The 24860-nt window shown below is 46.1% G+C and carries 20 protein-coding genes; 6 read left to right on the top strand and 14 right to left on the bottom strand.

Going from position 1 to position 24860, the window contains the following annotated elements; genetic code table 11:
• Positions 1–12: 12 nt before the first annotated feature.
• From R7Z10_RS02140 to fecE, 4 genes are all read left to right on the top strand, one after another.
• Entirely contained in the window at positions 13–936 is a 924-nt protein-coding gene (locus R7Z10_RS02140) for a Fe(3+) dicitrate ABC transporter substrate-binding protein FecB (RefSeq protein WP_169628466.1), read from the top strand.
• A 74-nt stretch (positions 937–1010) separates the two neighbouring features.
• Positions 1011–1970, top strand: coding sequence for an iron chelate uptake ABC transporter family permease subunit (locus tag R7Z10_RS02135; protein WP_318103839.1), 960 nt, complete (start codon positions 1011–1013; stop codon positions 1968–1970).
• Positions 1967–2938: an iron ABC transporter permease gene (locus R7Z10_RS02130; protein ID WP_005383459.1), complete on the top strand. Its 972-nt coding sequence runs from the start codon at positions 1967–1969 to the stop codon at positions 2936–2938. Before R7Z10_RS02135 ends, R7Z10_RS02130 begins: the two co-directional genes overlap by 4 nt.
• Positions 2939–2940: 2 nt before the next feature.
• Positions 2941–3705 (top strand): Fe(3+) dicitrate ABC transporter ATP-binding protein FecE, encoded by a 765-nt coding sequence (gene fecE / locus R7Z10_RS02125; protein ID WP_005383457.1) that lies wholly within the window; start codon positions 2941–2943, stop codon positions 3703–3705.
• A gap of 117 nt (positions 3706–3822) precedes the next feature.
• Here the strand turns inward: fecE and R7Z10_RS02120 are convergent, their stop codons facing one another.
• Positions 3823–5709, bottom strand: a complete 1887-nt coding sequence (locus tag R7Z10_RS02120) for a methyl-accepting chemotaxis protein (RefSeq protein ID WP_005383451.1) — start codon at positions 5707–5709, stop codon at positions 3823–3825.
• A 364-nt stretch (positions 5710–6073) separates the two neighbouring features.
• Here R7Z10_RS02120 and R7Z10_RS02115 point away from each other — a divergent pair, with 364 nt between their 5' ends.
• Complete coding sequence (locus R7Z10_RS02115; protein WP_318103805.1) at positions 6074–8821, top strand: insulinase family protein; 2748 nt, start codon at positions 6074–6076, stop codon at positions 8819–8821.
• 88 nt (positions 8822–8909) lie between these two features.
• Here R7Z10_RS02115 and R7Z10_RS02110 read toward each other — a convergent pair whose 3' ends face one another.
• Positions 8910–9362: a polymer-forming cytoskeletal protein gene (locus R7Z10_RS02110; RefSeq protein WP_080659230.1), complete on the bottom strand. Its 453-nt coding sequence runs from the start codon at positions 9360–9362 to the stop codon at positions 8910–8912.
• A complete protein-coding gene (locus tag R7Z10_RS02105; protein WP_005374721.1) occupies positions 9266–10219 on the bottom strand; it encodes a M23 family metallopeptidase in 954 nt (317 codons plus the stop codon). Before R7Z10_RS02105 ends, R7Z10_RS02110 begins: the two co-directional genes overlap by 97 nt.
• Positions 10220–10646: 427 nt before the next feature.
• Between R7Z10_RS02105 and R7Z10_RS02100 the strand changes: the two genes are divergently transcribed.
• A complete protein-coding gene (locus tag R7Z10_RS02100) occupies positions 10647–12401 on the top strand; it encodes a hypothetical protein (protein ID WP_258479639.1) in 1755 nt (584 codons plus the stop codon).
• Between the two features lie 80 nt (positions 12402–12481).
• On the opposite strand, the gene R7Z10_RS02095 is transcribed toward R7Z10_RS02100, so the two are convergent.
• From R7Z10_RS02095 to R7Z10_RS02045, 11 genes are all read right to left on the bottom strand, one after another.
• Entirely contained in the window at positions 12482–13126 is a 645-nt protein-coding gene (locus R7Z10_RS02095; RefSeq protein WP_170889931.1) for an START domain-containing protein, read from the bottom strand.
• A 77-nt stretch (positions 13127–13203) separates the two neighbouring features.
• The gene (locus tag R7Z10_RS02090) at positions 13204–14388 is read right to left on the bottom strand and encodes a multidrug effflux MFS transporter (RefSeq protein ID WP_318103804.1); all 1185 of its coding nucleotides are present in this window, start codon (positions 14386–14388) and stop codon (positions 13204–13206) included.
• Positions 14385–15029 (bottom strand): recombinase family protein, encoded by a 645-nt coding sequence (locus R7Z10_RS02085; RefSeq protein ID WP_318103802.1) that lies wholly within the window; start codon positions 15027–15029, stop codon positions 14385–14387. Before R7Z10_RS02085 ends, R7Z10_RS02090 begins: the two co-directional genes overlap by 4 nt.
• A 146-nt stretch (positions 15030–15175) precedes the next feature.
• Positions 15176–16183: a LacI family DNA-binding transcriptional regulator gene (locus R7Z10_RS02080; RefSeq protein ID WP_005374731.1), complete on the bottom strand. Its 1008-nt coding sequence runs from the start codon at positions 16181–16183 to the stop codon at positions 15176–15178.
• A gap of 217 nt (positions 16184–16400) precedes the next feature.
• Positions 16401–18134 carry a sodium/solute symporter gene (locus tag R7Z10_RS02075; RefSeq protein ID WP_005374733.1) on the bottom strand — a complete coding sequence of 578 codons (1734 nt, stop codon included), beginning with the start codon at positions 18132–18134 and terminating at the stop codon, positions 16401–16403.
• Positions 18127–19122, bottom strand: coding sequence for an ester cyclase (locus tag R7Z10_RS02070; protein ID WP_318103800.1), 996 nt, complete (start codon positions 19120–19122; stop codon positions 18127–18129). Before R7Z10_RS02070 ends, R7Z10_RS02075 begins: the two co-directional genes overlap by 8 nt.
• 49 nt (positions 19123–19171) lie before the next feature.
• Positions 19172–20146 carry an ester cyclase gene (locus R7Z10_RS02065; RefSeq protein WP_213966407.1) on the bottom strand — a complete coding sequence of 325 codons (975 nt, stop codon included), beginning with the start codon at positions 20144–20146 and terminating at the stop codon, positions 19172–19174.
• Positions 20147–20658: 512 nt separating this feature from the next.
• Entirely contained in the window at positions 20659–21939 is a 1281-nt protein-coding gene (locus R7Z10_RS02060; protein WP_033906641.1) for a TRAP transporter large permease, read from the bottom strand.
• Positions 21936–22499, bottom strand: coding sequence for a TRAP transporter small permease (locus R7Z10_RS02055; RefSeq protein WP_025768663.1), 564 nt, complete (start codon positions 22497–22499; stop codon positions 21936–21938). Before R7Z10_RS02055 ends, R7Z10_RS02060 begins: the two co-directional genes overlap by 4 nt.
• Positions 22500–22557: 58 nt before the next feature.
• Complete coding sequence (locus R7Z10_RS02050) at positions 22558–23553, bottom strand: TRAP transporter substrate-binding protein (protein WP_213867924.1); 996 nt, start codon at positions 23551–23553, stop codon at positions 22558–22560.
• A 267-nt stretch (positions 23554–23820) separates the two neighbouring features.
• Entirely contained in the window at positions 23821–24777 is a 957-nt protein-coding gene (locus R7Z10_RS02045; protein WP_025768661.1) for a LacI family DNA-binding transcriptional regulator, read from the bottom strand.
• Positions 24778–24860 lie beyond the last annotated feature (83 nt).

Genomic DNA, 24860 nt, shown 5'->3' with positions numbered 1-24860 from the left:
GAAAAAAGCAAGATGAAAAATAAAAAACAATTTACGATCAAACACTTTTCAACCGTTTTGCTGATGCTACTGAGCTCAGCTTTGATGTCATTTAGCGCATTTTCTCAGGCGCGCAGCGTGCAAGATGAGCAAGGCACGTTTGAGCTAGAAGCGATACCTCAACGTATTGTGGTTTTAGAGTTTTCGTTTGTCGATGCATTAGCGGCAGTCGATGTCTCACCGGTAGGCGTCGCCGATGACAACGATGCCACACGAGTTATCCCTGCTGTTCGCGCTAAGATTGAACCTTGGCGATCGGTCGGCATGCGTTCACAACCGAGTTTAGAGGCGATTGCGGTGCTCAAGCCTGATTTGATCATTGCTGATGCAGAACGCCATCGCGCTATTTATCAGGATTTGCAGCGAATTGCGCCAACTTTGCTGTTAAAAAGCCGTGGTGAGACATATCAAGAAAATCTCGAATCCGCACACAAAATCGGCGTGGCAATTGGCAAACAAGCGAAAATGACACAACGAATTGAGCAGCACAAACAGACAATGGCGGAGTTCAAACAGCATTTTGCAACACAAGAAACCATTCAGTTTGGTGTGGTTTCTGACAAAGGGATGTGGCTGCATAGCCCGGTTTCTTACGCTGGGGGCGTTTTGAGTACGCTGGGCATCCAAAGCCCGCTGGCTCCATCTGAGCAAAAAGCGTATATCCCAACCAGTTTCGAACTTTTACTAAAAACCAACCCTGATTGGTTGTTAGTTGGACTTTACTCTCAACCAAATATTGTGGATGAGTGGCGCAAAAACCCATTATTTAAGCTGCTAACAGCTGCGAAAAAACAGCAACTTGTTGAGGTCTCTCCTGAACTGTGGTCGTTAAATCGCGGCATGTTGGCTGCGGAAGAAATTGCCCGCAATCTTGAAGCGTTATTGGAGCGCTCATGAGTGCGGCGATAAGCTCGGAAAGCGCGTCTTCGGTTAGCAAATCGCATTGGAAAGCGAGCTTGATTGTCTGTGCTATGGCGTTGTGTACGCTCTCAGGCTATGCAGCCTCAATGATTGGCTGGTCCAACTTTTCTTTGAGCGTTAATGATCTGACAAGCTATTGGTTTGCGTTTGATGAGGGTAATATGCTGCATCAAATCCTCGAGACGCTGCGTGCGCCTCGTACCTATGCTGGGTTACTAATTGGCGCTTCGCTTGCGGTATCTGGAGTGCTGATGCAAGGATTAACTCGTAACCCTTTGGCGTCGCCATCCATTCTCGGCATTAATGCTGGTGCGGCTTGTTTTATGGCCTTGGCGTCTATCGGCGTACCATTCTTTAGTCAATTGAACCCAATCATCAACGCAGTACTCGGCGCGCTACTAAGTGGTGGTGCGGTCATGTTGTTGGGCGGTTTTTTCTCCGCGCGTTCTCACCCATTGCGTTTAGTGCTAGCGGGCATTGCCATCAGTGCACTGCTGATAGGGTTAACTCGTGCGTCGGTAATTTTGGCGGATGACATGGCTTACAGCGTGTTGCATTGGTTAACGGGTTCACTCTCCGCGGTAGATTCTGAGCAGTGGCAGCAACTGTGGCCTTTTGCGACTTTAGGTTTGGTGCTCGCCATGGGCTTAGCGCGAAACTTAAATTTACTCGCGTTGGGGGACGAAGTTGCTGTTGGGCTAGGTGGTAACATTCGCCTTACGCGATTTATCAGTGGTTTATCGGTTGTGCTGTTGGCAGGAACTAGCGTAGCGATTGCTGGACCAATTGGCTTTGTCGGGTTGTTAGTGCCGCACTTGGTACGCCCGATTGTTGGTCACAACTATCACATTCTCATTCCGGTTTCCGCCTTGTGTGGCGCGGCATTAGTGACGTGGTCAGATGCTTTATCACGAGCGATTGCTTTTCCGGCTGAAACGCCAGTGGGCGTGATTACCGCGCTGTTGGGCACACCTTGCTTTATCGCGATTGCAATGAGGAAATCATCATGATGAATCAAACCAAACTGTTTGCATTAGTTGGATTGTTGCTGATTGCGTCTTCTCTCACGCTGTTTGTTGGCGCGGCGAACATGTCGGCTCAACAGGTTTTTGCATTGCTGTTTTCTTTCTCTGACTCGGACTTTGTGATTCACCAATATCGATTACCGAGAATGTTGCTCGCCATTGGCGTGGGCGCTGGGTTGGGGCTGTCAGGCGTTTTAGTTCAAGGCGTCATCCGTAATCCACTTGCCTCACCAGATTTAATGGGGATAAGCGCCGGAGCAGGACTGGCCGCTACCGCTTGTTTGGTGCTGTATCCGAATGCGCCAGTGGCAATGTTGCCGATGGTCGCCATGGCGGGAGGCTTGCTTGCTGCTGGCTTTATTGCTGTGCTGGCTTACTGGTCGAAACCAACACCAGCACGTTTGGCGCTGATTGGTGTTGCTGTCAGCGCATTTTTAGCCAGCGGTATCGATTTTCTTCTGATTGTGCACCCTATCGAAATCAACACGGCGATGGTATGGCTAACCGGCAGTTTGTGGGGACGAAATTGGCAACAAGTGCCGTTTATTTGGAGTGCTCTATTGCTGCTACTACCATTGGCGTTTTGGCTGGCTTGGCGGCTAGATGTTATGGGACTGGGAGAAGAAAGCGCCACTACACTTGGCACGAAACCAAGACAGATCCAAATTCTTGCGTTGATTGCTGCCGTGCTATTGGCGAGTATCAGTGTGTCTGTGGCAGGCACGATCAGCTTTGTTGGCCTGCTTGCGCCGCATCTTGCGCGTTTGCTGTTTGGCCACAACCACAAGTTGTTGATTCCAGCCGCTGCAACCCTTGGCGCTTTGTTGGTGATTTGCGCCGATGGTTTAGCGAGAGGCTTACAGCCACCAATTGAGCTACCAGCGGGAGTGCTGACATCTGTTATTGGCGCACCATATTTCATTTTTCTTTTGTATCGTTATAGAGGTTGGTAAGCATGTTACGAACGCAGAACTTATCCGTCGCGTACGGCAAACAGACCATCATTCCAGATCTCTCTTTGTCGATTCCTCAAGGTAAAATTACCGCGCTTGTTGGCCCAAATGGTTGCGGTAAATCGACACTATTAAAAACCTTGGTACGCATCAATAAACCCGCTTCTGGCCAAGTATTGTATGACGACAAACCTCTAAGCAACTACGGTGATAAACGCTTGGCGCGTTCGTTGTCTTTGCTGCCGCAGATTCTTGTCAGTCCTGAAGGTATTACAGTCAGAAAACTGGTCGAATATGGCCGCTCGCCTTATCTCTCTCATTGGGGCCGGTTAAGTCAACAAGACAAGACCTTAGTCGAGCAAGCAATGCAAGATACTGGCGTGATTGAGTTTGCTGACAAGCCAGTTGAATCGTTGTCTGGTGGCCAAAGACAAAGGGCGTGGATTGCGATGGTAATGGCGCAAGATACCGACGTAGTGATGCTTGATGAGCCAACCACTTACTTGGATCTCTCTCACCAAGTTGAGCTGATGAAACTCATGAGGCAGATGAACGACAAAGGCAAAACAGTGGTGGTAGTGCTGCACGATCTAAACCAAGCGTGCCGTTACTGCGATCATTTGGTGGTGTTGGAAAAAGGTCAGTTAGTCACGCAGGGAACACCGCAAGAGGTACTGACAGAAGGTATGTTGGCATCGGTGTTTGATTTACAAGCGAGAGTATTTAACGACCCAATCTCAGGCACGCCGATGTGTGTGGCGGTGTAGGTTTACGTCTTTCGAAAGCTATCTGCAATAAAAACGTCGATCCATAAAAACAAACCCCGCTAGTAACAAAGTCGCTAGCGGGGTTTGTTGTTTTTAAGAGCGTCCTTAATGTGGCGTTTAAGCCAGTTTAAACGTTGCCACTTTCGAGTTGAGATCCTCAGCTTGCGATTTCAGCTCAGCAGATTGATTCATCGATTCTTCGGCACCAACTACCAAGTGATCGGTCACATCTTTAATGGACGTGACGTTTTGCGTGATTTCATTGGTTACGTGCGTTTGCTCTTCGGCGGCTGTCGCAATTTGCGTTGCCATATCGCTGATCAGCGCAACGGCCGCGTTGATTTCATCCAGAGCCAGTGCTGCGCGATCAGCATCTTCCACCGAACCTTGCGCGAGCTGAGAGCTTGTATCCATGATAGTCACAGCGCGTTGTGTGGTTTGCTGCAAGGTCTCGATCGTCGAGCGAATTTCTTCGGTTGAGGTGTGTGTGCGTTGTGATAGCACGCGAACCTCGTCTGCAACAACGGCAAAACCGCGACCTTGTTCACCTGCACGCGCCGCTTCAATCGCCGCATTCAGAGCCAGTAAGTTGGTTTGCTCTGCGATGTCTCGAATCGTTGATAGCACGGTTGAGATGTCTTGCGCGTGCTGGTTGAGCTCACCGATGACAACGCTCGCTTGGTTGACTTCAGAAGACAAATTATTGATGGACGATTTGGAGTTGATCACCAACTCATGACCATTTTGTGTGCTTGCTGAAGAGTCTTGAGCGGCTTTAGCCGTCTGCTCTGCATGTGCGGCAATCTCTTGCGTTGCCGATGCCATTTCGGTCACAGCGGTCGCCACCATAGTGATTTCTTGTTGCTGATGGTTCAGATCAGAAACCGACTGATTCGCGCGAGTCGTGCTCAGTTCTGATTGCTGGCTTAGTTCTTCCGCTTGGTGACGAATATGACCAATAAGCTGCTGTAAACTTTCAACAAACTGGTTGAAGTTTTCAGCCAGTTCACCAACTTCGTCACGGTTTTCTACTTTGATGCGTTGAGTCAGATCGCCGCTACCGTTGGCGATTTGCGCAAGCGCATTCGAAACATTGTAGAGCGGACGGAACAAGATGTTACATAGCAGGTTAAACAAAGCCACACAGATAACGACGACGATAGTGGTTGCGATGATTTGATCCCAAACTGCATCGTAAAGTGGGGCAACCAACGAGTTTTGATCTAACACTGTGACCGTTGTGAGTTTGGTACCCTCTATGTGGCGCGCGTAAATCACATATTCGATGCCGTTAATAGAGACGCGACGTTCTGTACCTGAACGTGCGGCTGACGTAATGTCGTTGTTGTTGAGGCCTAGCTTGCTAACCGGTTGATTCAGCAGTTTACCGTTGTTATGAGTGAAAATATTGCCCTGTTCATTGGCAATAAACATATAACCTTCACCCGGTAGGATCACTTGGTTGAGGCTGTTCAGGATATCACCGATCTCTACGTCAGCACCCAGAACGACGGTTTGACCATGCAATTGCAGGGCTTTACCGAGCGACACCACATTCGCACCAGTTGCAGCAGCAACGGTCGGATTATCCATAAAGACTTTCGATGGATTGGCAATGGCGTTGGTGTACCAGCCCCACTTGCGAGGATCATTATTACCTGGTGGCAAAACCACCCCATTAGCGTTGTCTTGTGACCCGTCCGGGTAAGCGAGGAAAACGTTATCGAACGCGCCAGAGTCTCGGACTTGTTTCAAATGTGTAACCAGAGAACGTTTCTCTGAATCAGAAGAGAGTGAAGTCAGTGCGCGCTCTTTAGAGAGTAGCCAGTCCTTTACGTATTGATTGTAAGATGCGCTAGTGCTTTCTAGTCGCTGTGCGACTTCGACATCGAGCCTATTTAATGAATCTCGAAAAGACAGCCCCTCTACCAGCACTCCCCCTAGAATGATGGCGGCACTGGCAGAGATTGCCAGTTTGTTTTTTAATGATAGATTTTTGAACATAAAGCGAATAATAGATCTTTGAATAATAGTTGTTGTGTTTTTATTCTCATCAGTGCTCTCTGCGCTGTTGAATATGCAGCAGAAAGTCAGATTCGAATCTGTTCAATAATTATATTTTATTGCTCAAAATAAATACTGACTCCATGTCGCGAATTTGAGTTTTACATCAAATAAGCAAAAGCATTTGGGACGATATTATTTATGTATTTGTAAAGTAAGGATTTGTCGATTTTTGTAAATGAGAATTCATTTCAATAAATGGTGATCTTTATCACATTTGCGTATTTGATAATCCATTAAAAATGTGAAGGTTATAGCACCGGATATATATTGATTAGCTTAATCATTGTTATGGGCAATCGTTATGCGCAGTATATTGTTAGTCCCCGCGTTATTAGTGTCAGGGTGTGCTCTGATACAACAGTCGACGCCGATTCAACCTGACGCCAACTGGCACGTGGACCAGTTATCGAACGGTATGAAATACCATCTTTATCCAACAGAAGACCAAGAAGTCTCGGTCCGTTTGGTGATGAATATCGGCTCATTCCAAGAAACATCCTCTCAAAAGGGTTACGCTCACTTTGTTGAGCATATGGCGTTTAATGGTAGTGAGCATTTTACCGGTAACGACGTTGTCAAACTTTTCGAGCAATCTGGTGGTAGCTTTGGCGCTGATATCAACGCTTTTACCAGTTATCAGCAAACGTCTTACCAACTTGACCTTGCGAATAATACGAAGCTAGAAGATGCCCTGAAGTGGATGAGAGATATCGGTAACGGGCTTGAGTTTGCTCCTGAGCAAGTAGAGAAAGAAAAAGGGGTGATTCTCGGTGAATGGCGACGTGCTAATCCGGATGATAAGTCCTTTTCTATGCATGCTTACCAAGCCTCGATTGAAGGCACTATATATGGTGAGCATGACCCAATTGGTACTCGCGAAGCGATTCAAAATGCTTCCTCAAGTAAGTTAAAGGCGTTTTACGACAAATGGTACCAGCCACAAAATGCCGAGTTGATTGTGACTGGTAATATCGACGTAGATTCACTGTCCAAGATTATCAAAAGCAAGTTCTCGAACTGGGAAAGTACCTCGGATACGGTAATAGAGAAGCGCCGTATCCGAGTGAACAACGAAAACAGAATCTTGCCAAGTAACACGATGGAATCACCCAGTCTTCATTTAGTGATTGAGCGTGGTCTAAGTGGCGGCACGACGATTGAGCAACAACATGAAGTGTGGCGTGATGAAGTCGCAACACAACTCATTCAACAGCGTTTGATCCGTGTACTCAGTGATGCCGCTGAACCTTTTCAATACGCTTATGCAGAGCCCTATTACTCTAACTATCAGCGTATGATGTCGGCAGGGATTTCGTTTGCACCAGATCGCCGCGAACAAATGCACCAGACTTTCATTCGTACCTTGGCGTCGTTGAGAGATTATGGTGCGACTCAATCCGAGTTAGATAGCGTTATGTCAAATTGGCAAGGTGAACTTGCAAATATTGATTCAGATTGGAGTCAGCGTAAGCCAAACAGTTACGCAGAAGCACGTGTTTTTCAAATTGGACAAGACAGTGTCAGCCAATCAAAAGAGAATTATGCCCAGAGTTTGGCAGAATTCATCAACAACGAGAATTTAGAGAGCATTAACACACAATTGGCGGCTTTGTTATCTCAGCAGCCAAGCTTTTTTATTGGTTTGGGGAAAAGCGAAACGTCAGAACAGTTCAATGGTGTATTTGCCGCTCTAAACAGTGCCTATCTTCAAACTGGCGAAAAACCGTTAGAGATGTATGACAAAGTGGATGGATTCTTAAAGCCTACCCAGGAAGGCAGCATCACGAGCATGCGTCAGGAAGCGGGTGGTTTTCAAGTCTATACGCTATCAAACGGTGTCGAAGTGTGGTTCCAAAAAGATACTAAAGCGGGTGGTCGAGCGTATATTTACTATGCGAGCCAAGGTGGTAAAGCCGCTGTTGATCCGACGTTGTATGCCGCTTATGAAATCGCAGCAACAACGGCAATACGCAGTGGGTTAGGGGCATTTTCTGGTTCAGAGCTAGATAGCTACTTACGCAAAAACAACATTGCGCTTGGCGCGATGCTTGATGCGACCAGTCACGGAGCGCAAATTACGGCGCAAAATACGCACCTAACTGATGCTTTGAATGGACTATACAACCTAGCGACGGAGATTAAAGTCGACGAGCGCCAGATGGCAGCAGCGAAGCAAGAGTTTAAACAGCAGAGCGGCGCTTTTTTTGAATCACCGATGGGAAAACTGATTCAAAAAGCAAACGGCAATTCTTATTTGCCGGGTAGTCGTCATCGTATAGTGTCCAGTGATGATGTTGAACAAGTGACTTCCGAGCAGATACTAGCGGTGCATGAGCAACTTTTCAAAACCAATGATGGTTTTAAGATGGTTATTGTTGCAAACGTAGAGCCGGAAGAAATTACACCACTTTTGCGTAAATATGTGGCCTCTATCGAAATGAAACCGAGTCGTTCGATTGATTATCACGTTGCGTTTAACCCGGAAGTGCCGGAGCGAACTGTGGTTGCGGATGGGCATGAACCTTCATCGTTGTATGTAATGCGTTTGACTAATACGAGCGATTACCAACGTACGGCAAGAGACACGGTTATCGAAGATATTTTGCAACGTATTAGTAATGCACGTGTTTTGGATATTGTGCGAGAAGAGTCTAGCCTTGATTACAGCCCGAGCATTTACACCATGACACAAGATCGCGAACCCATCTCTGATTGGCTCTTGGAGTCTCAAGTTGAGCCCGAAGACGTGGCACTTTTAGAGAGTAAACTAGGCAAAGTGTTTGATGGTTTAGCGTCAAATATTACCCAAAAAGAAGTGGATACGGCCGCGAAACAACTGGCAGTCGCGATGCAAGGATTGGATGACAACCCAGCACAGAGATCATGGGCATATACTCGTTATTTGGTGCATGATTACGGCGTCGATGTGTTGCTTGACGTTGAGAAAGTGGCTAAGAGTGTGACGTTAGATGAAGTGAAAGCGCATGCAAAATCAGCTTTTGGTCCACAAGCAAAACGCTCGGTGATGGTTTTAAATCCGGCCGAATAATCACGTAGTTTCTGACGAAAATCGTGGCAATAGTAATAAAAAAGACGGCGTGAAAGCCGTCTTTTTTAAGCACTTTAATCAGAGCGTTTTATGCTGATTTACGCGCAAGTCGCTTTTCATTGTTGGTGTTGTTTTCTTTTGTGTTCGCACTGTCTTGAGCCTTACCCTTTAACGTTACCACTTCCTTTTCAGGTAATTCGGCTGCTTCACCAAAGAATTTGCCACCAGGTTCAATGCTGAGGTTATTGCTCCAGATCCTACCGCTTACGCGTCCCTTGGCAAGCACTTGAATGTGTTCTGCGTGACAGTTTCCGTCCATCATGCCGTTAATGATCAGCTGTTTAGCGTAGATTTCACCGTTTACTCGCCCGCTTTCTGCGACAACGAGAGTGCCTTCCACGTTAATTTGACCATCGACGATGCCATCAATCTGGACATCGTTTTCTACTTTGAGTTCTCCGCTAAGAGAACAGCCTTTGGCGATGAGAGTTGAAGCTGCTGAGCTACTCGTTGTTCCACTGTTTTGATTAAAGATTCCCATCGTATTCTTCGCTCCTTAGTAAAAATGTCTTCGAAATCATTAAGGCTCCAATCGACAAATGGTTTCGGATTCAGTGCTCGCCCAACAAATCGCACCTCGTAATGCAGGTGAGGGCCAGAAGAGAGCCCACTGTTGCCGGAAATTGCAATCAGCTGCCCTTTTTTGACGAACTGACCACTTTTTACTTTGAACGCTTTCAAGTGCGAATAAGAACTCGAAAAACCGAAAGAATGTTGCAGCCTGAGGAAGTTACCAGAGCCTTTATTACTGCGGCGGGTGACTTCCACTACCCCATCGGCAGGGGCATAAATTTTGGTGCCGATATTTACGGCAAAATCGAGCCCACGATGCATCTTGGCAACTTTTGTCACCGGATGGATACGCTTACCGAATCCGGAAGATAGTCGTACGTTGCCGACTGGAGAGCCACTTGGTATTTGGTTTAATAACACCATGCGAACGTTTGAGGTTATCGCTGCTGCATCGAGCCTAGCATCCAAGTTATTTGTCGAGGTATGTTCTCCAACCCCAAGCACTTTCTCTAATTCACCCAAACGTTCCGAAACAAGTTGTACCCGTTCTTCACGTTCTGAAAGGTCATTTTCTAGCTCTGATTTAAGTGTTTTCAGTGTGCTGAGCTCTTCACCCATGGTGCGTGAATGCTCTGTCAATTCAGCTTGTTTTAACGCTGCATTATCAACGCGAGTGTACAAGTGATGAATTAAGATTACGGTCGCGGCCAGAGCAACCACAAAAAAAACGAAAAACGTTTTTATGTTGCGTTGCATCCTTTTACTGAAGTACCAATGTCTTGAGCCATTGATAGTTGATATAGAGATCGTCAACTGGTCTTTCATCGTCTTCTATTGCTCGTATTTGGTATACGTCTCGTCACTGAGTTAGTAGGAATGTAAGGAAAACGAGTAGGGACCGCCAGAGGCAAATTGGAAAGAAGTGTCAGGTCGTGAGGCGTTTTCAGATATTAGATAAAAGACTCAATAAAGATTTAATATTCTGCTGATTTTGGTCGTAATTACTCCAAATCGCTTCATTTAACTGAATATTATGATTTTTAAGGCGGTTATCCGAGAAATTGGATTGTGAATATTGCCAATAGCATCCGCACGCAATTCAACTTACTTCACGGTTTGCCTTATAAATGTTGGATAATTTATCAAACCGACATTCATTACATCGATAACTTGTTTATGATAGCGGTTGATATAAAGCACTATTCATTGGCTTTAAACCTAAGCGTTACATTTCGTTTAGGAACACATAACTATGACAACGGAGTTGGTCGTGAAAAAACTACTATTGGCTACAGCAGTGGTCGCAGCAGCAGGGGGCGCTGGCTACCTGTACCAAAACAATACTACCGCGAGTGATGCAGGCTCACTGTTAACGCAAGTTCCTGCAGATTCACTTATGGTGACGTATCAGACAGAACCTTTTAACCATTATAAATACATGAACGCATTCGGTACGGCGAATCAAGGCTCGATTGCAGAACTTTTTGCCGATGAACCACTGTCTCCACAACAGCAGTTTGCAGTTAACTTATTCGATGGATACCTAGAGAGTGCTGCGTCGCCAGAAACATTAAAAGCTTATTTGGGCACCGGGGAAAACATTAATCCTGTGTTGTACACAATTGGTATGGTACCCGTGTACAAAGTGGATATTGAAGACCCTGCCGCGTTATGGAAAACACTGGATCATGAAGAGCAGATGAGCGGCGCTAAGCATGAGTTGGTTAAGCTTGGTGACGTCGAGTATCGTCGTTACGAGATGACTGATTCAATTGACCCGCAGGACGGTATTGGCTTGGTTGTAGCCGTGGTTGATAACGTGCTTACGTTAACGGTTGATGTTCCGCAACTGGGCGTTCAAAACCCGATTAAAATGGCATTAGGGCTTGAAGCACCAAGTCAAAATATTGCTGACAGTGGACGTCTTGAGGCGTTGCAAGCCAAATACGGTGAAAACAACAACTCTTTTGGTTACTTTGATCATCGCGAAGTGATTAAAGGTTTGACGACGAAAGATGGCAATATGTTTGCTCGTCAAATCAGCACGTTGGATGCAATAGATCCTGAACCAACGATTGAGGAAATGCGTTCACCAGCCTGCCATACTGAGCTTACTCAAGTTGCAGAAAACTGGCCTCAGTCCGTCGCGTTTGCAGAATACAAGATGAAAGGCGATCAGGCGTTCATTAAAGGTTCTTTTGTTGTTGAGTCCAACAATAAAGTGATTCTAGATGCGCTCAAGTCGATTCGTGGTGTATTGGCAGAGTCTAAAAGTGATAAGAGTTTCTTTAGTATGGCGCTTGGTTTAGACATTAATACGCTAGCGCCATCGATTGGTCAGATTTGGGCTGACTTGACCCAGCCTCAATACCAATGCTCTTTATTGACACAAATGCAGCAAGAGATGGGCGGCCAGAATCCAGCAGCCGCTGTAAGCATGGGGTCAGGCATGGTTAACGGCCTTAAAGGGTTAAGCCTGCAAATGTTTGATATCAAAGTAGATACTAATGCTCAGCATGGTGAAGTATTTAGCCAGCTAGATGGTATGTTGTCTCTTTCTGCCAATGATCCAATGATGCTTATTCAAACTGCGCAAATGTTCGTTCCTGAACTTGCTCAATTGCAAATTCAACCGGATAACCAACCTGTTAATGTCAGTGAGCTATTAGAAATGCATACTGGCATGAAGGTGGACGTGTTTGCTCGTCTAAACGAAAACCATTTCACCCTTTACAGTGGTGATAGTGCTGCGGAAGCAAGCAAAGAAGTGATGGCGCAATCACTTTCTCCAAATGGCTTGTTCAGCTTTGATTTTGATTCAGAGCGTATTTTGGAAGTGCTAGAGAGTGCGTCGTCAATCACAGGGGAGCCGGTTCCGGATGATGTTGTCAAAAGCTTACAAGGCGAGCTTGTTGGTGGTATGACGATGGACGTGACAGACCAAGGTATTGGTTTTGAGTTTGATTACCGCGGTGCAACTAAACCTGTAACGGTTGCACAGCAGTAACACATTGCGTAGAAAAAGGCGGCATATGCCGCCTTTTGTTATTATGTACCGCATTAAAAAGCGAGTGGGAAGAGCGACGCTTACTCATCTATTTGAGGATGAGAGTATTGCTGATATTCAGGTAACTCTTTTCTTAAGTTACTAAATGTCGCCCATGCACTTTCTTTTGAAAGTTTGTTGATCAGCCAGTTTGGCAATAGACCTCCGGGGTCAGCAAACGCCTTGTATTCCACGAGTGTTGTATCGTTTGTGAGTTTTTGTAACTCCCAAGTCGCATCAACCGAGCGAATTCGAACATAACCATTTTGTTCAGCAATATATGAGTCAGGTGCGCTTTTGATTTCTATCGTGAATCCCAGCTCATCGACCCAGTACTTTGAGTAGGTGACCATATCCCGATTTTTGGCAGGCCATGGTGCTTTAAACTGGGTGTAAACGATGTTCTCGGTGGCCGATATTTGATTTAAAACCCGGCTATGACTGGCATTGTCAATCCAGTTCGGGATATTGTCACTGTCTTCCAGTAGCGTTAAAAATGCACCATAGCTGGTGGGTGTGAACATCCGGGCACGGATCTCAACTAAACCGTCACTATGTTCTCGGGAGTAAATTGTGATTCCATTCTTGTCACTCTCGAACTGCCAGTTCTCGTTGGCGCTCGCATCAGTGCCAGCGGATATCAATGTGGCGAGTGTTAAGGCGCCCATTCTTAAATGCAACATCATGTTAGTATCCACCAACTTTTCCTAAATTTAAGTTTATACGATTTGTCGTAACTATAAGGACAATAGTATGTTTTTTGTTATCGTTCTGAAGGTTGCTCTGCACTGAAGCCACGTTGAATGTTGGTGAAGGTAAGCGATGCAAATATTACGATAACGATCGCTAGATGCCATGCTTGACTCAATCCAAGCTGCACCAGAGTTAAGCTGACCAATGAGGAGACGACCATTTGTCCACCACCAGACATTGCCGCTGCGGCACCTGCTTGCTTTTTATAAGGTTGCATTACCATCGCTTGTGCACAAGGTAGGGCAATACCATTACCCAAGATCATTAATAGCTGTCCTAGCATCAGAAATAGAGGCTCAACAGGACAGAAAAATAACCATATTGCGGCAGCGAGGTGAAGAAATGGGGTGCAGAGCAGCATTTTTTTATTGCCAATAATTGGCCTTACTCGGTTACAAATCGTGGTACCACATAACATACCCAAAGCGGGAATGAGCGCCCACATCGCGTATTGAGCGGAGGTCATGCCAATTTGATCTTGCATGATAAATGGCATCACAGAGACTGTCGTAATCATTAAGCTGAAGTTTAACCAACTGATACTGGCGAAACTCATAAAGTAACGAGACGTAAGTAAGCTCTTGTATTGGAGTAACATTTTTCGGGGTGACGGAATGACAGAACGTTTTGTGATGGTTTCTGTGAACTTAAAGGCGATGATTACCCAGGCCAGCGAGACATAGCCCAATAGAGAAATAAACACCATACTCCAACCGAAGTGGAAGTTGATAAAGCCGCCAATTACAGGTGCAATAAGTGGCGTGATTGAAGCCGCCATGGCGATGTAAGACATTGCCACAGGGAGTTCATCCCCGCTAAATCTATCTCGAGTCGACGCCCTAGCGAGTACCGCGCAGCATCCTGTACCTAACCCTTGTAAAAAGCGCCCCATCACCATCCCTGTAAATGTGTCACTGAAGAAAATAATCATCAGCAGACCAGACATCGCGATGAGTAAACCGGTAAGTAATACTCTTTTTCGTCCTAAAGCATCTGACACTGGCCCGTATATAAATTGAGAGGGGCCAAAGCCGAGCAAATAAATACTCACAAGTAGTTGAGCTTGGTCGAGGGAGATGGAAAAGTCTTTTGCTATCCATGGCAAAGAGGGCATAACTAGCCCCATGCTCAACTGGCCAACGCTAATAACAAGACAGGCGAGTATTATAGTATGAAAGTTGATTGGGCGACTCATGACTGGTCTCCATTCAAACAACCTTTTTGGCGTCGTGAGCTTAAGCCGCCTTCGTCATCCACTCCATTTAGCTTTGCTTTGACCCGCTTCACAGTGGATAGACTGACTTCGCATTGCTCTGCTACGTTTTGCAATGTGTAGCCTTCTAGCAGCAATGTTGCGATCTGTTGGTGTTTGGTTTTGTTTGCGGGGCGGCCGCGAAACTTCTGTTTCCATAATTCTGGCTGCTCTTTAATGGCCTGTCGCCCTTGCTCTGCGGCAAACAGGCGATGTTCAGTCTGCACTTTCCCATATCCAGATAACACTGTGAGTAGTGTTTGAGTTTGAACAGAACCTGGCTCAAAAGTTAGTGATTCACATACGGTTTTCAATGTTACCCCTTTATCGAGTAGCATTTTTATCGTGTTCAATGCTTGACTAAAGTCGCGACCAAATGCGGTCAGCCACCAGAGCACAATCGTATCCCCAGCTCTGACGGAATCGAGCAGTTGTAAGAATGCCTCTCTCTCGGTTGGAGGCATGCAACCACGAACCTTATCCTCAAAATGCTGAGCTTCGGGCGCAAAAGCTTTTAGAGTATTAAGGTGCTCTTGGTAAGCTCGATTTTTTGGCGAATAACGAGTGTAAAGATACGTGGTCATAAGGATTATGAGCCTTTTTTTGTTTGGTTCATATAGTGTAATGGCTCATAAATATACATGGGTTCATTAATGCTTACAACACTAAATGAGCCGTTTGGGAGTCAGAGGCAAATAAAAAAGCCAACCGAATGGCTGGCTATAGCTATTTAAGCTTTTGTTGTCTGTCGCTCGATTAACTTCACTGGCACCATCATTTTTACTAGGCTGCCGTTTTTCGTATTAATTTGATCAACAATGATCTTCACGCACTCGCGAGCGAGGCGACGGAAATCCTGGCGGAATGTGGTTAGTTGATAGCTCAACCATTCAGTCTGAGGAATATTATCAAAGCCAATGACTTGTAAGTCCTGAGGAATGCTCAACCCGCATTCTATACGAGCGATATCCATGACCGCCATCGCAAGGTTATCGGTTGCACAGAACACTGCTTCAGGCCGATTTTTGTCTGCCAGTATGGCACGGACTTTATCAAGTGAGCTCGCGTAGTCATAGCTGGCTTCAATGATGCGTGGCGTCTTGCCGGTTAGGTCTTCAAATTCAGAGCAGAAGCCGCTTTGGCGTTCGTCATTCGTAAAGGTTGGCACTTCTCCCGTCAAATAAACCGCGTTCTTCACGCCACTTTTGTGCAGAAGTTGCGCGGCTTGTTGGCCTGCTTCGTAGTTGTCACTGATAACGTAGCTACTCCTAGTACCTTCAACAACTCGTGCGTATTGAACAATTGGGATATTAAACTCTTCACATTCTTCATAAAGGGACTTATTGAAGGTTGCGGAAGCAGCAATGACACCATCGACGCGATACTGGAAGATATTTGGGATTGAGTGGCCCTCTTCTTCATCCACTTGCCATGGAATCAATACGGCAGAATAACCTTTTTTCTGTAACTCACTGGAAATTAACTGCAGTGTTTTCATATGGATAGGGTAATCCGCATCAGGAAACACCAAACCTATCAATTTCGATTCGTTTGTGGTCAGGCTACGTGCAAAGGCGTTAGGGCGGTAGTTAAGGGCTTTAGCCGCTTCAAAGACTTTTTGCTTGGTCTTTTCGGATACTGAGCTACCCGGAACAAACACGCGCGATACAGTAGATTGAGAGACGCCTGCCATCTTTGCCACATCTTTTGATGTGACTACGTGTTTAATTGATTTCATGAATAAAACTTAGTTGCCAGTAATTGAGGTCATAAGACTAGCATAAATAGGTACGTATTCATAAATGTTCTGACGGGGTATCCTAAGTAGAATAATGGCTTTGGAGTGTTAAAAAGCAAAATGTGGGTTAACCCATTCGATTTGATTTGAGCTAGCACTAGATCTAGAGCGTAGATACTGTCCGTTTGTTGGACGTACAGTATCTACGTAAAGAACATTAATTTGCTTGTTTGACTGCAACTTTACGTTTCGGGGAGAGGAGTGAATACCCCATGTATCCGATGCAAGCGGTAGCGACAAGAATAGAGCAGCCACGCATAAAGTTAATCAGCATAGGAGCGTTGTCGGTAAACGCGTTGATCCCCCAAAGCATCACGATCGAGAATACAAACATCACTAGTAAGCCATAACATGGAGCATCGATTTTGCCGGGAACGACATACCAACCATCTTCCTTGATTGGTTTATTTAGACGAGCATATTCCGCTTGCTGGCCTTTCACTGTGTAAAGATGCATTTCATCTTGTTTACCCGTCAGGAGAAGGCTAGCAATGTAAGCGACAACGGCATTCACAAGGACGCCAATCACGCAATACCAAGGCCACGCAATATCGGTCGCAACGGCTACATACCAGATCACCAAGAAGCTAGCAGCAACGCCAATTAACAAGCCTTTTTCCGTAATGTGTTTTGAGTAGAAACCAAGGACGAACATACAGAAGCTCGCACCGACAAAGTAAGAGCCTGCCTTACTCAGCACTTCCAGTACCGAGCCTGTGCTGGTGGCAAACATGATCGCTGGAATGATGACCAAAATCGCCCACGCCACCGTGAAGAAACGCGATACCTTTAAGTAATGCTCTTCCGACTCGTTTTGCTTGTAGAAGCGTTTGTAAAAGTCAGCCACAGAAACGGTCGCCATTGAGTTAAATGCGGAATCGAGACTCGACATACTTGCCGCCAGAATCGCAGCGGCAATGATGCCCATCAAGCCTGGCATTCCATATTCACTCGCATAATGAAGAATGATGGTGTTGCCGTTTTCAAACTCTTTACCGTCGTAATAAGCGTTGAACAGGACGCCAAGCAAGATAAAGACAAAGTAAATAAAGAAGGCCACGTAACCCATCATCAACATTGCCTTTTTCGCATCGCCCATGTTTTTCGCGGCCATACAACGTTGTACCATCATCTGGTTACCGCCATACACGGTGGTGTGGAACATCGTCATTGCGATAACGCCGGCCCATACAGTCGTTACTTGGCTTAGGTCAAAACTTGTCTGTAGGGCATCGGTCATTCCTTTCGCTTTGAGTTCTGCCATGACCTCCGTCATTGGAGCAGGCATGCCATTCCAAACGGCTTCAATGATGATGAATGCGCCAATAAATAAGATTACTGCTTGAATCACATCGGTCCAAATGACAGCCGCGATACCGCCCATTACGGTGTAGATAAGGGCAATTGCAGTGACGATCATGATGCAGTACATCACGTCGATACCAGTAATGAACTCTAAAATCATTGCTGTCGCGTAGAGTACGGCTGCCGAGCTCAATGCTTGTTTGATAAGGAAGATAAACGACAAAGTCAGTCGTGAAGCCTTGCCGAAGCGTCGTTCTTGATACTCGTAGATAGAGGTTAAACCGTTGTTGTAGAAAAACGGCATAAACACAGCCACGATGAAGAAGATCACCAGCGGATAATTGAGGTGAATCGCGATAACCGACAGGCCTTCTTTGTAAGACCAAGCTGGCCCGCCAAGGAAAGACATGGCACTCACGTAAGTACAAACGACAGAAATACCGATCGCCCACCAAGGGATGCTCTTATCACCCAAGGCGAATTGGCTAGCCGAAGTGACTCGCTTTCCGATTACTGCACCCAGTACTAGCGTGAGGGCGATGTATCCCCCAAGGATGCTCCAGTTAAGTGCGCCAAACTCATGCATAATTAGGTCCTTCTAACTGTTCTTTCATTTGTGCAAACACGTCATAGCCAAGTTGCAGCAGGATATGAACGATGTCGATCGCCACCCAGTTTTCTTTCAGTAAATCTCCTTCGCGTCGCCAAATGTCCATAACGCGAAGTTCGATGTGTTTTCCGGTTGGGGCAAGACCGAGCCAGCCACTGTGACCAGTGTGAGTACCATGCATATGTGGCCAACCACCTGTGGATACGTAGTCATTTTTGGCCAAAAAATTGACCTCAATATCGACACTTCGATCTGGGAACGCAAACACAAATGGCGCTTGGTGCTGGTTACGGAAACCTTTGATACCGCGCGTCGTGCCAATACCTGCTGGGCCGTACCACATGAAGTCATTGTGCCAGTAGTTTTCTAAATCCATCGAGAAAAGATCTTGACCATCAAAACGACCCAAGCAAGACAGCATATCTTCAACCAGCTGGGCGCTCTTTTCACTTTCTCCCAAAGACACAACAGATTGTTGAATACCGTCAGAAGTCGCAGGAGAAGGAACCAAGCCATCGTGACCTAAGCTTTTACGAAGAGGGTTGCAGCCTGCTTGATTCATCGCGTCGATGAAGTCTGGGATCATGTAAGATTCGGTGATTTGGTCGTTCTCCACACACACCATTTCGGTGTAACGCAAGTAGAGTGTTTTCCCTGTTGCTGGGATGCCAAACAGTGGTTGTTCAAATGTACCGATAAAGTAGCCGGTAGAGTTGTACCAAGTGCGGCCTTCGTATTCGCCGTGCATCACAATTATTGGTCGGCGCTCGGCGTCAGGCAAAGCATTCACAAGTGGTGAGAGGAAAGATTCGTGGGTTGCATCTGGGCCATTAAGATCGTTCACAGGGTGCGCCACGCACCATTTTACGTCAGGGTTCAAAGTTTGCAGAGCGGCCTGTTTTTGCTCGATGTCTGCGGCTTTGAAGTAGTTCTGGTAGAACTGTTCGATGATGTTGAGTGACATGTTGCTTCCTTACTGTCTGTGATTTTAATAAATAGTGTTTAGTCAGCCGTTAGCCTTGTTGTAGCAGGATTTGCTTCCAGATTGCGGTCTCGTCAAACAAAGTGAATTCGCGACGAAGACCCCAAGGGCCAAACTCAGCGTGGCTGATCCCCATGATGTAAACCTCTTTTCCTGAAGGCTTACCAAACATCCCGTATCCCTCATGCTTACCGTGCAAAGACCATCGAATTGCCGCGCGTGGTGACATCATGTCGTCATCTCGGCCAATACGATGGTGAACGGTAAATTGAGCATTTGGGAAAGACGCACGAAGTGCCATCCAAAAATGATCGACTTCCGAGTGTGATAGGGCAGTTTGACCGCCACTGTATTCGCCGATGCAAGCGCGGTCGTACTCTTTCGGTACTATAGAGAACTCGGCATTCATAAGGCTTCTGAGAATTGCTTCGTATCGCTGACCATATTCGTTGTCGTTGCCTACGCCCAAATAAGGTCCAGGAATGTCGACTTCAGGTGTGAACGGAAATGGGCTTGATTCCACGCCACCTTCAAATTCGATTTGTTGGCGTGCAAATGCTTCTGACGTCATGCCCAGTTGTTTCGCGATATCGGCTTGATCGCGAACCAACCATTCGTCATTGATTTGGTTATTGATGGCGTGGCAATCCGCGATGATACGGAAACGAAGTTTGCGGTTCGAGGCTTGCCCATAGAAGCCGTTGCCACTGTGTGTTGCAGTAGAGATGATTCGATGAGAAGAAAGCATGCCTTGTTCCGGGGTGCCTGACCAAATGACGTCTTCGCCATATAGCGTGCGATCGGGAAACTCGGCCAGTGTCGCCATTGTTGCACTGATCACCCCTTCGTTTCCTTGAACGATAGAGAGTGGAGTACGCACAACAATGTCGGGAGAGTAGTAGTGTTCTAAGGTGTTTACACCTCGGTCTTCCCAAATCTCTTTTGTGATACCAAGAATGTAGTCGGGAAAATCACGCCACTTTTCATCGAAGCCAACCATGGCCATAAATCACCTCCGTAATTGAATAATTATGTTTTGATTACGTATTCAAAATATATCATGTTGCCATTTTGTCAACGGATTGTTTTTCAATTGTTTAAATAGCGTGCTGATGATCAGATTTTTAACAATTGAGCGGAAAATAAACTAAAAAAGTACAGGAGAGATGGAAGCTATCTCTTATCGAGACGTGTTAATAAGAAAGGAGGTCAAAGTTTTTTGTATGAATTTCCTAATATCTTATTGTTTTTAATCGCTTAATTTATTTTTATCTGTTTGAATGGAAACAAATGATTAAGCCAAAACTGATAATCATGCAGATCAAGGCACCCAAATAGACTTTATCGCTAATATTCAGTTATTTTGGTGTCAATTATACTTATATCTTTCAAATTTTCCTTTTGCATACGAATGCTTAAGGGCTTTTTTATTAAATCGGAAGTAGATAAAGAATAAGCCACTAGAAAGGTGTTTATCTAGTGGCTATAACAGTCATAAGCGCTCTATGAGTGCAACGATCAGGATAAAAGCGCAGGTAACGATAGCGAGATGGCAGGGATGAAGGTAATCAACATCAAGGCCACTATCATTGCACCAATCCAACCCATGATGGCTTTAGAGAGCGACTCTATCGGTACTTTTCCTACCTGACTTGCCATAAACAGGTTAGCACCCAGAGGAGGCGTAACAAAGCCAATGGCTAAGTTCACGATCATCACGATACCAAAATGAACGGGGTCCATGCCGAGTGCTGACGTAATGGGTAACAGAATTGGTGTGAGAATAACAATCGCTGCCAGCGTTTCCATAAAGGTACCGACGAGCAACAACAGGACATTGATGCAAAGCAGTATCAGAAGTTTGTTTTCGGTAATCGATAGAATGAACTGAGCAATTTCAGTCGGCAGACGTTCTAGGGTCAATATGCGGCCAAACGTCACGGACGCACCCACAATGACGAGCACTGCGCCAACTAACAGTGACGACTCTAGAATGATTTTCACAACTTGCGCTGGTTTGAGCTCTTTATAAACAAACATGCCAAAGAATAAGCCATAGAGCACGCCAATCGCTGCGGATTCGGTAGGCGTGAAGATACCGGAATAGATACCGCCGAGAATGATTACGGGTAGTAGCATTGCCCAACTGGCTTCTTTTAGTGCATCAAGACGCTCTGACCAAGTGGCTTTGCGTTCGTTACCTGTGTAGCCCCGCATTTTTGAGACAATTAGACAATAGCCGATCAATACCATACCGACGACCAAGCCAGGAATGATGCCCGCCATGAACATCTTGGTGACCGAGACTTCAGCTGTGATCGCGTAGACGATCATCACCACAGAGGGTGGAATAATGACGCCAATTCCGCCGGAGGACGCGATTAAAGCACCTGCAAAGCTGCGGTCGTAGCCTTTCTTCACCATCGAAGGAATCATCGTCAAGCCGATAGCGGCAACAGTGGCAGACCCCGTACCAGAGATGGAAGCGAAGAACATGCACGCCACAATGGCGACGATGCCAAGCCCACCAGTAAAGTGGCCAAAGAAGACCTCCGCCACGTGTAATAATCGTTTTGAGATCCCTCCTTGGCTCATAAGGTTACCTGCCAAGGTAAATAGAACGACGGCGAGGAGAGGGAAGGAGTCGAGCCCTGTTACCATTCCTTGGACTAAAAACTCAATGTTAAGAAACGGCAGACTGAGTATCGCGACCATACTGGCTGCCGCCAGAGCAATACCGACCGGAACGCCAATGAGCAGAAGCAGACCAAAGCTGCCAAACAAAAGTGCAGACGTCATGCGTTAAACTCCAATAGTCGGTTAGAAGTACGGTACTTTGCTTTGATATGGCGATAGCGTTGGCGAGAAAAGCGAACTCGTTCATTGCTGGTGGAGCACGCGTTCACACGTTGATAAATGCTTGTCACTAGGCGCGCGCAGCTTAATAGTGCGCAAACTAAAACAGAGGCATACAAACACGCAATAGGAATTTCCATTGCGGGTGCAATCTGACCGAGTTGCAGGCTGCGATTGATCACCTTAAATCCAAACCAGGCGACAGTGGCACTAAAGGCAAGGTAGATAAGATCAGAAACAATCAAACTGAATTGCGTCCAATTGCCCGGAAGTTTATCGATGAACACACGAATGCGGATGTGTCGATCATCTCGGATACAATAGCTGATGCTCAGGTACATCGCCCATACGAATAAATAACGTGCCAGCTCTTCAGCCCACGCGATCGTTGCGTCAAATAGGCGTAGTGCGATTTGCAAGCACAGTAAAGTTGTCATCGTCGAGATCGCGATAACGATAAGGGTAGGTTCTAGGTATTTGTCTAGTAAGCGAAACCACTTCATGTTCACCTCCAAAACGAGAAAGCACGACCTGTTGCCAGATCGTGCAAAAGAGTGGGAGTTATAGGCGTTCTATCTCGGCAATCACGTTGTCAAACAAGTCTTCACCTGTCTTGCTACGCAGATCTTGGTACACGGCTGCATTCATTTTTTCTTTCATGATGCTGCGTACCTCGTCTGGGACGATGTTAACCGTCATGCCTTTTGCTTCGAGCTCTTTGATTACTTCTTGGTTTTGCTTAGCGGCGAGCTCACGCTGTTTTGCGATGGTTTCTTTGCTTACTTCACTGATCAGCGCTTGTTGTGCGGCCGGCAGTGAATCCCAAAACGATTTGTTCATGAACAACACGTAGTTGGTGTATATATGGTTAGTTAAAGAGAGGTACTTTTGTGCCTCGTAAAAACGTTCGGCATAAATAGAGTAGATAGCACTTTCTTGAGCGTTAATCAGGCCTTGTTGTAACGAGGTGAAAATTTCTCCCCAAGACAGAGGTGTTGGCGCAGTACCAATAGATTTCCACGCGCTTATTTGAGTGGGGTTAGATGCCGAGCGAATCTTTAGCCCTTTCAGGTCCTCAATACTATCAATTGGCTGTTTGTTGTTGGTCACGCTACGAAAGCCGACCTCCATAAAGCCAAGTCCATGAAAGCCTTTTGATTCCATAGCATTCAACAATGGTTGTCCGATCTTCTCACTGTCGAGCGCTTTGTGTGCTTGCTCTTCGCTATCAAAAAGGTAGAACACGTCGAGCACGTTAAACTCTGGGACGTAGGGAGAGAGTAAAACTGACGCACCAAACGTCATTTGTAAGTTGCCTTGCTGTACGAGTTCAGTCGTCTCACGCACATCGCCTAGTTGTCTCGCCGGATAGATTTCAACTTCTATCTCACCGTTTGAGCGAGCTTCCACTTCTTGTTCGAAATAGAGCATTGCTTTGTGTACGGGAGAGGTTTCTTGACTGTCATGAGCAAGACGAATAACACTGGTTGCAAACGTATTCATACTGCTAAATGCAAGCCCTAGTGCGGTAAGTGAAGTAAGGATTACTTTCTTCATCGTTCTTCCTTGTTTCTGGTATGACCTGCCATTGGCATTCGTCGGCAAGTCACACAACTTTTTATGTTTTTATAAACTAGTTGAGCAATTCATATCCATTTTGCATACGAATCCAAAATAAAACATTAAAGTAACAAGTCAATAACAAGATTGATGAATTGATGAGGAATTAAATAACGATTGGTGAAAATTTAATCGTGATCACAGAAAATGCCTTACTCGAAAGCAAGGCATTTTGTTTATGAAGAATGAATAAAAATGGATTTATTAAATGGTGCTACTACGTTCGATTAAGGTGCCTTGCTCGAAAAGGTATTCGCCAGTTGCATCCAGGTTGCCGTTGATTCGATTCATCAAATCTTCAACCGCTCGTTTAACAATTTTGTCGACTGGTTGAGCAATGGTGGTCAAATCATAGCTCGGCCATGCAGACATCGGAATGTTATCTACACCCATCACAGAGAAGTCTTGGGGGATCTTTGCTCCGGCTTGTCGCAAGCCATCCATCACACCCATGGCGAGGATGTCGTTTGCACAAAAAATTGCATCGGGTTTGCTAGTGTGCGACAAGATCGCTTTCGCCGCTTCTAAGCCTGCTTCAAAGCTGTACTTGGCTTGGATAAAGGTTGGTGACGGGGAGCCGAGTTCTTGCAATTTTGAAGAGAAACCTAGCCAACGCTCTTCACTGGTCATGGAGCCAGCATCGCCACTGATATAAGCACACTGTTTTGCGCCTTTCTGCGTTAAATACTCGGCTGCTTGTTGGCCCGCCAATCGGTTATCAATACCAGAGCTATTGGCATTAATACCCTCGGCGTAGCGGTTAATCAAGCTTAAATGAACGCCAAACTTTTCGCATTGGGCAAACGCGCGTGAGGTTAAACGGCTGGTGGCGATAACGAGTCCGTCCACTTGGTATTCAATGGCGCGTGAAATGGCGAGATCGAGGTCGTCCTTGTCGATAGGGCAAAGCACAACTTGTCCGCCTCGCTTTTGAATTTCGACAGCCAAAGCACGAGATTGCATGTCGTACATTGGGTTTGATTCGCTATCTAACGCAATCGCCACTAAGCCTGAACGATTCGAAATCAGACCTCGGGCGATGGCATTCGGTGTGTATCCGAGCTTAGCTGCGGCATCCATCACCATTTTGCGTTTCTTCTCGCTAATACTCGCAGTCGGGCTGAATGCTCTAGATACCGTCGATTGAGAGACGCCGAGCATCTTCGCGACGTCGATCGAAGTTACTTTCGCTTTAATGGTGATACTCCTTATTTAAGGCCATTGAACCTGCTCATACGTGCTGA

Source organism: Vibrio sp. Vb1018 (assembly GCF_033338775.1).
Taxonomy (GTDB): Bacteria; Pseudomonadota; Gammaproteobacteria; order Enterobacterales; family Vibrionaceae; genus Vibrio; species Vibrio alginolyticus.
This window is presented reverse-complemented; position numbering and strand designations above follow the sequence as displayed.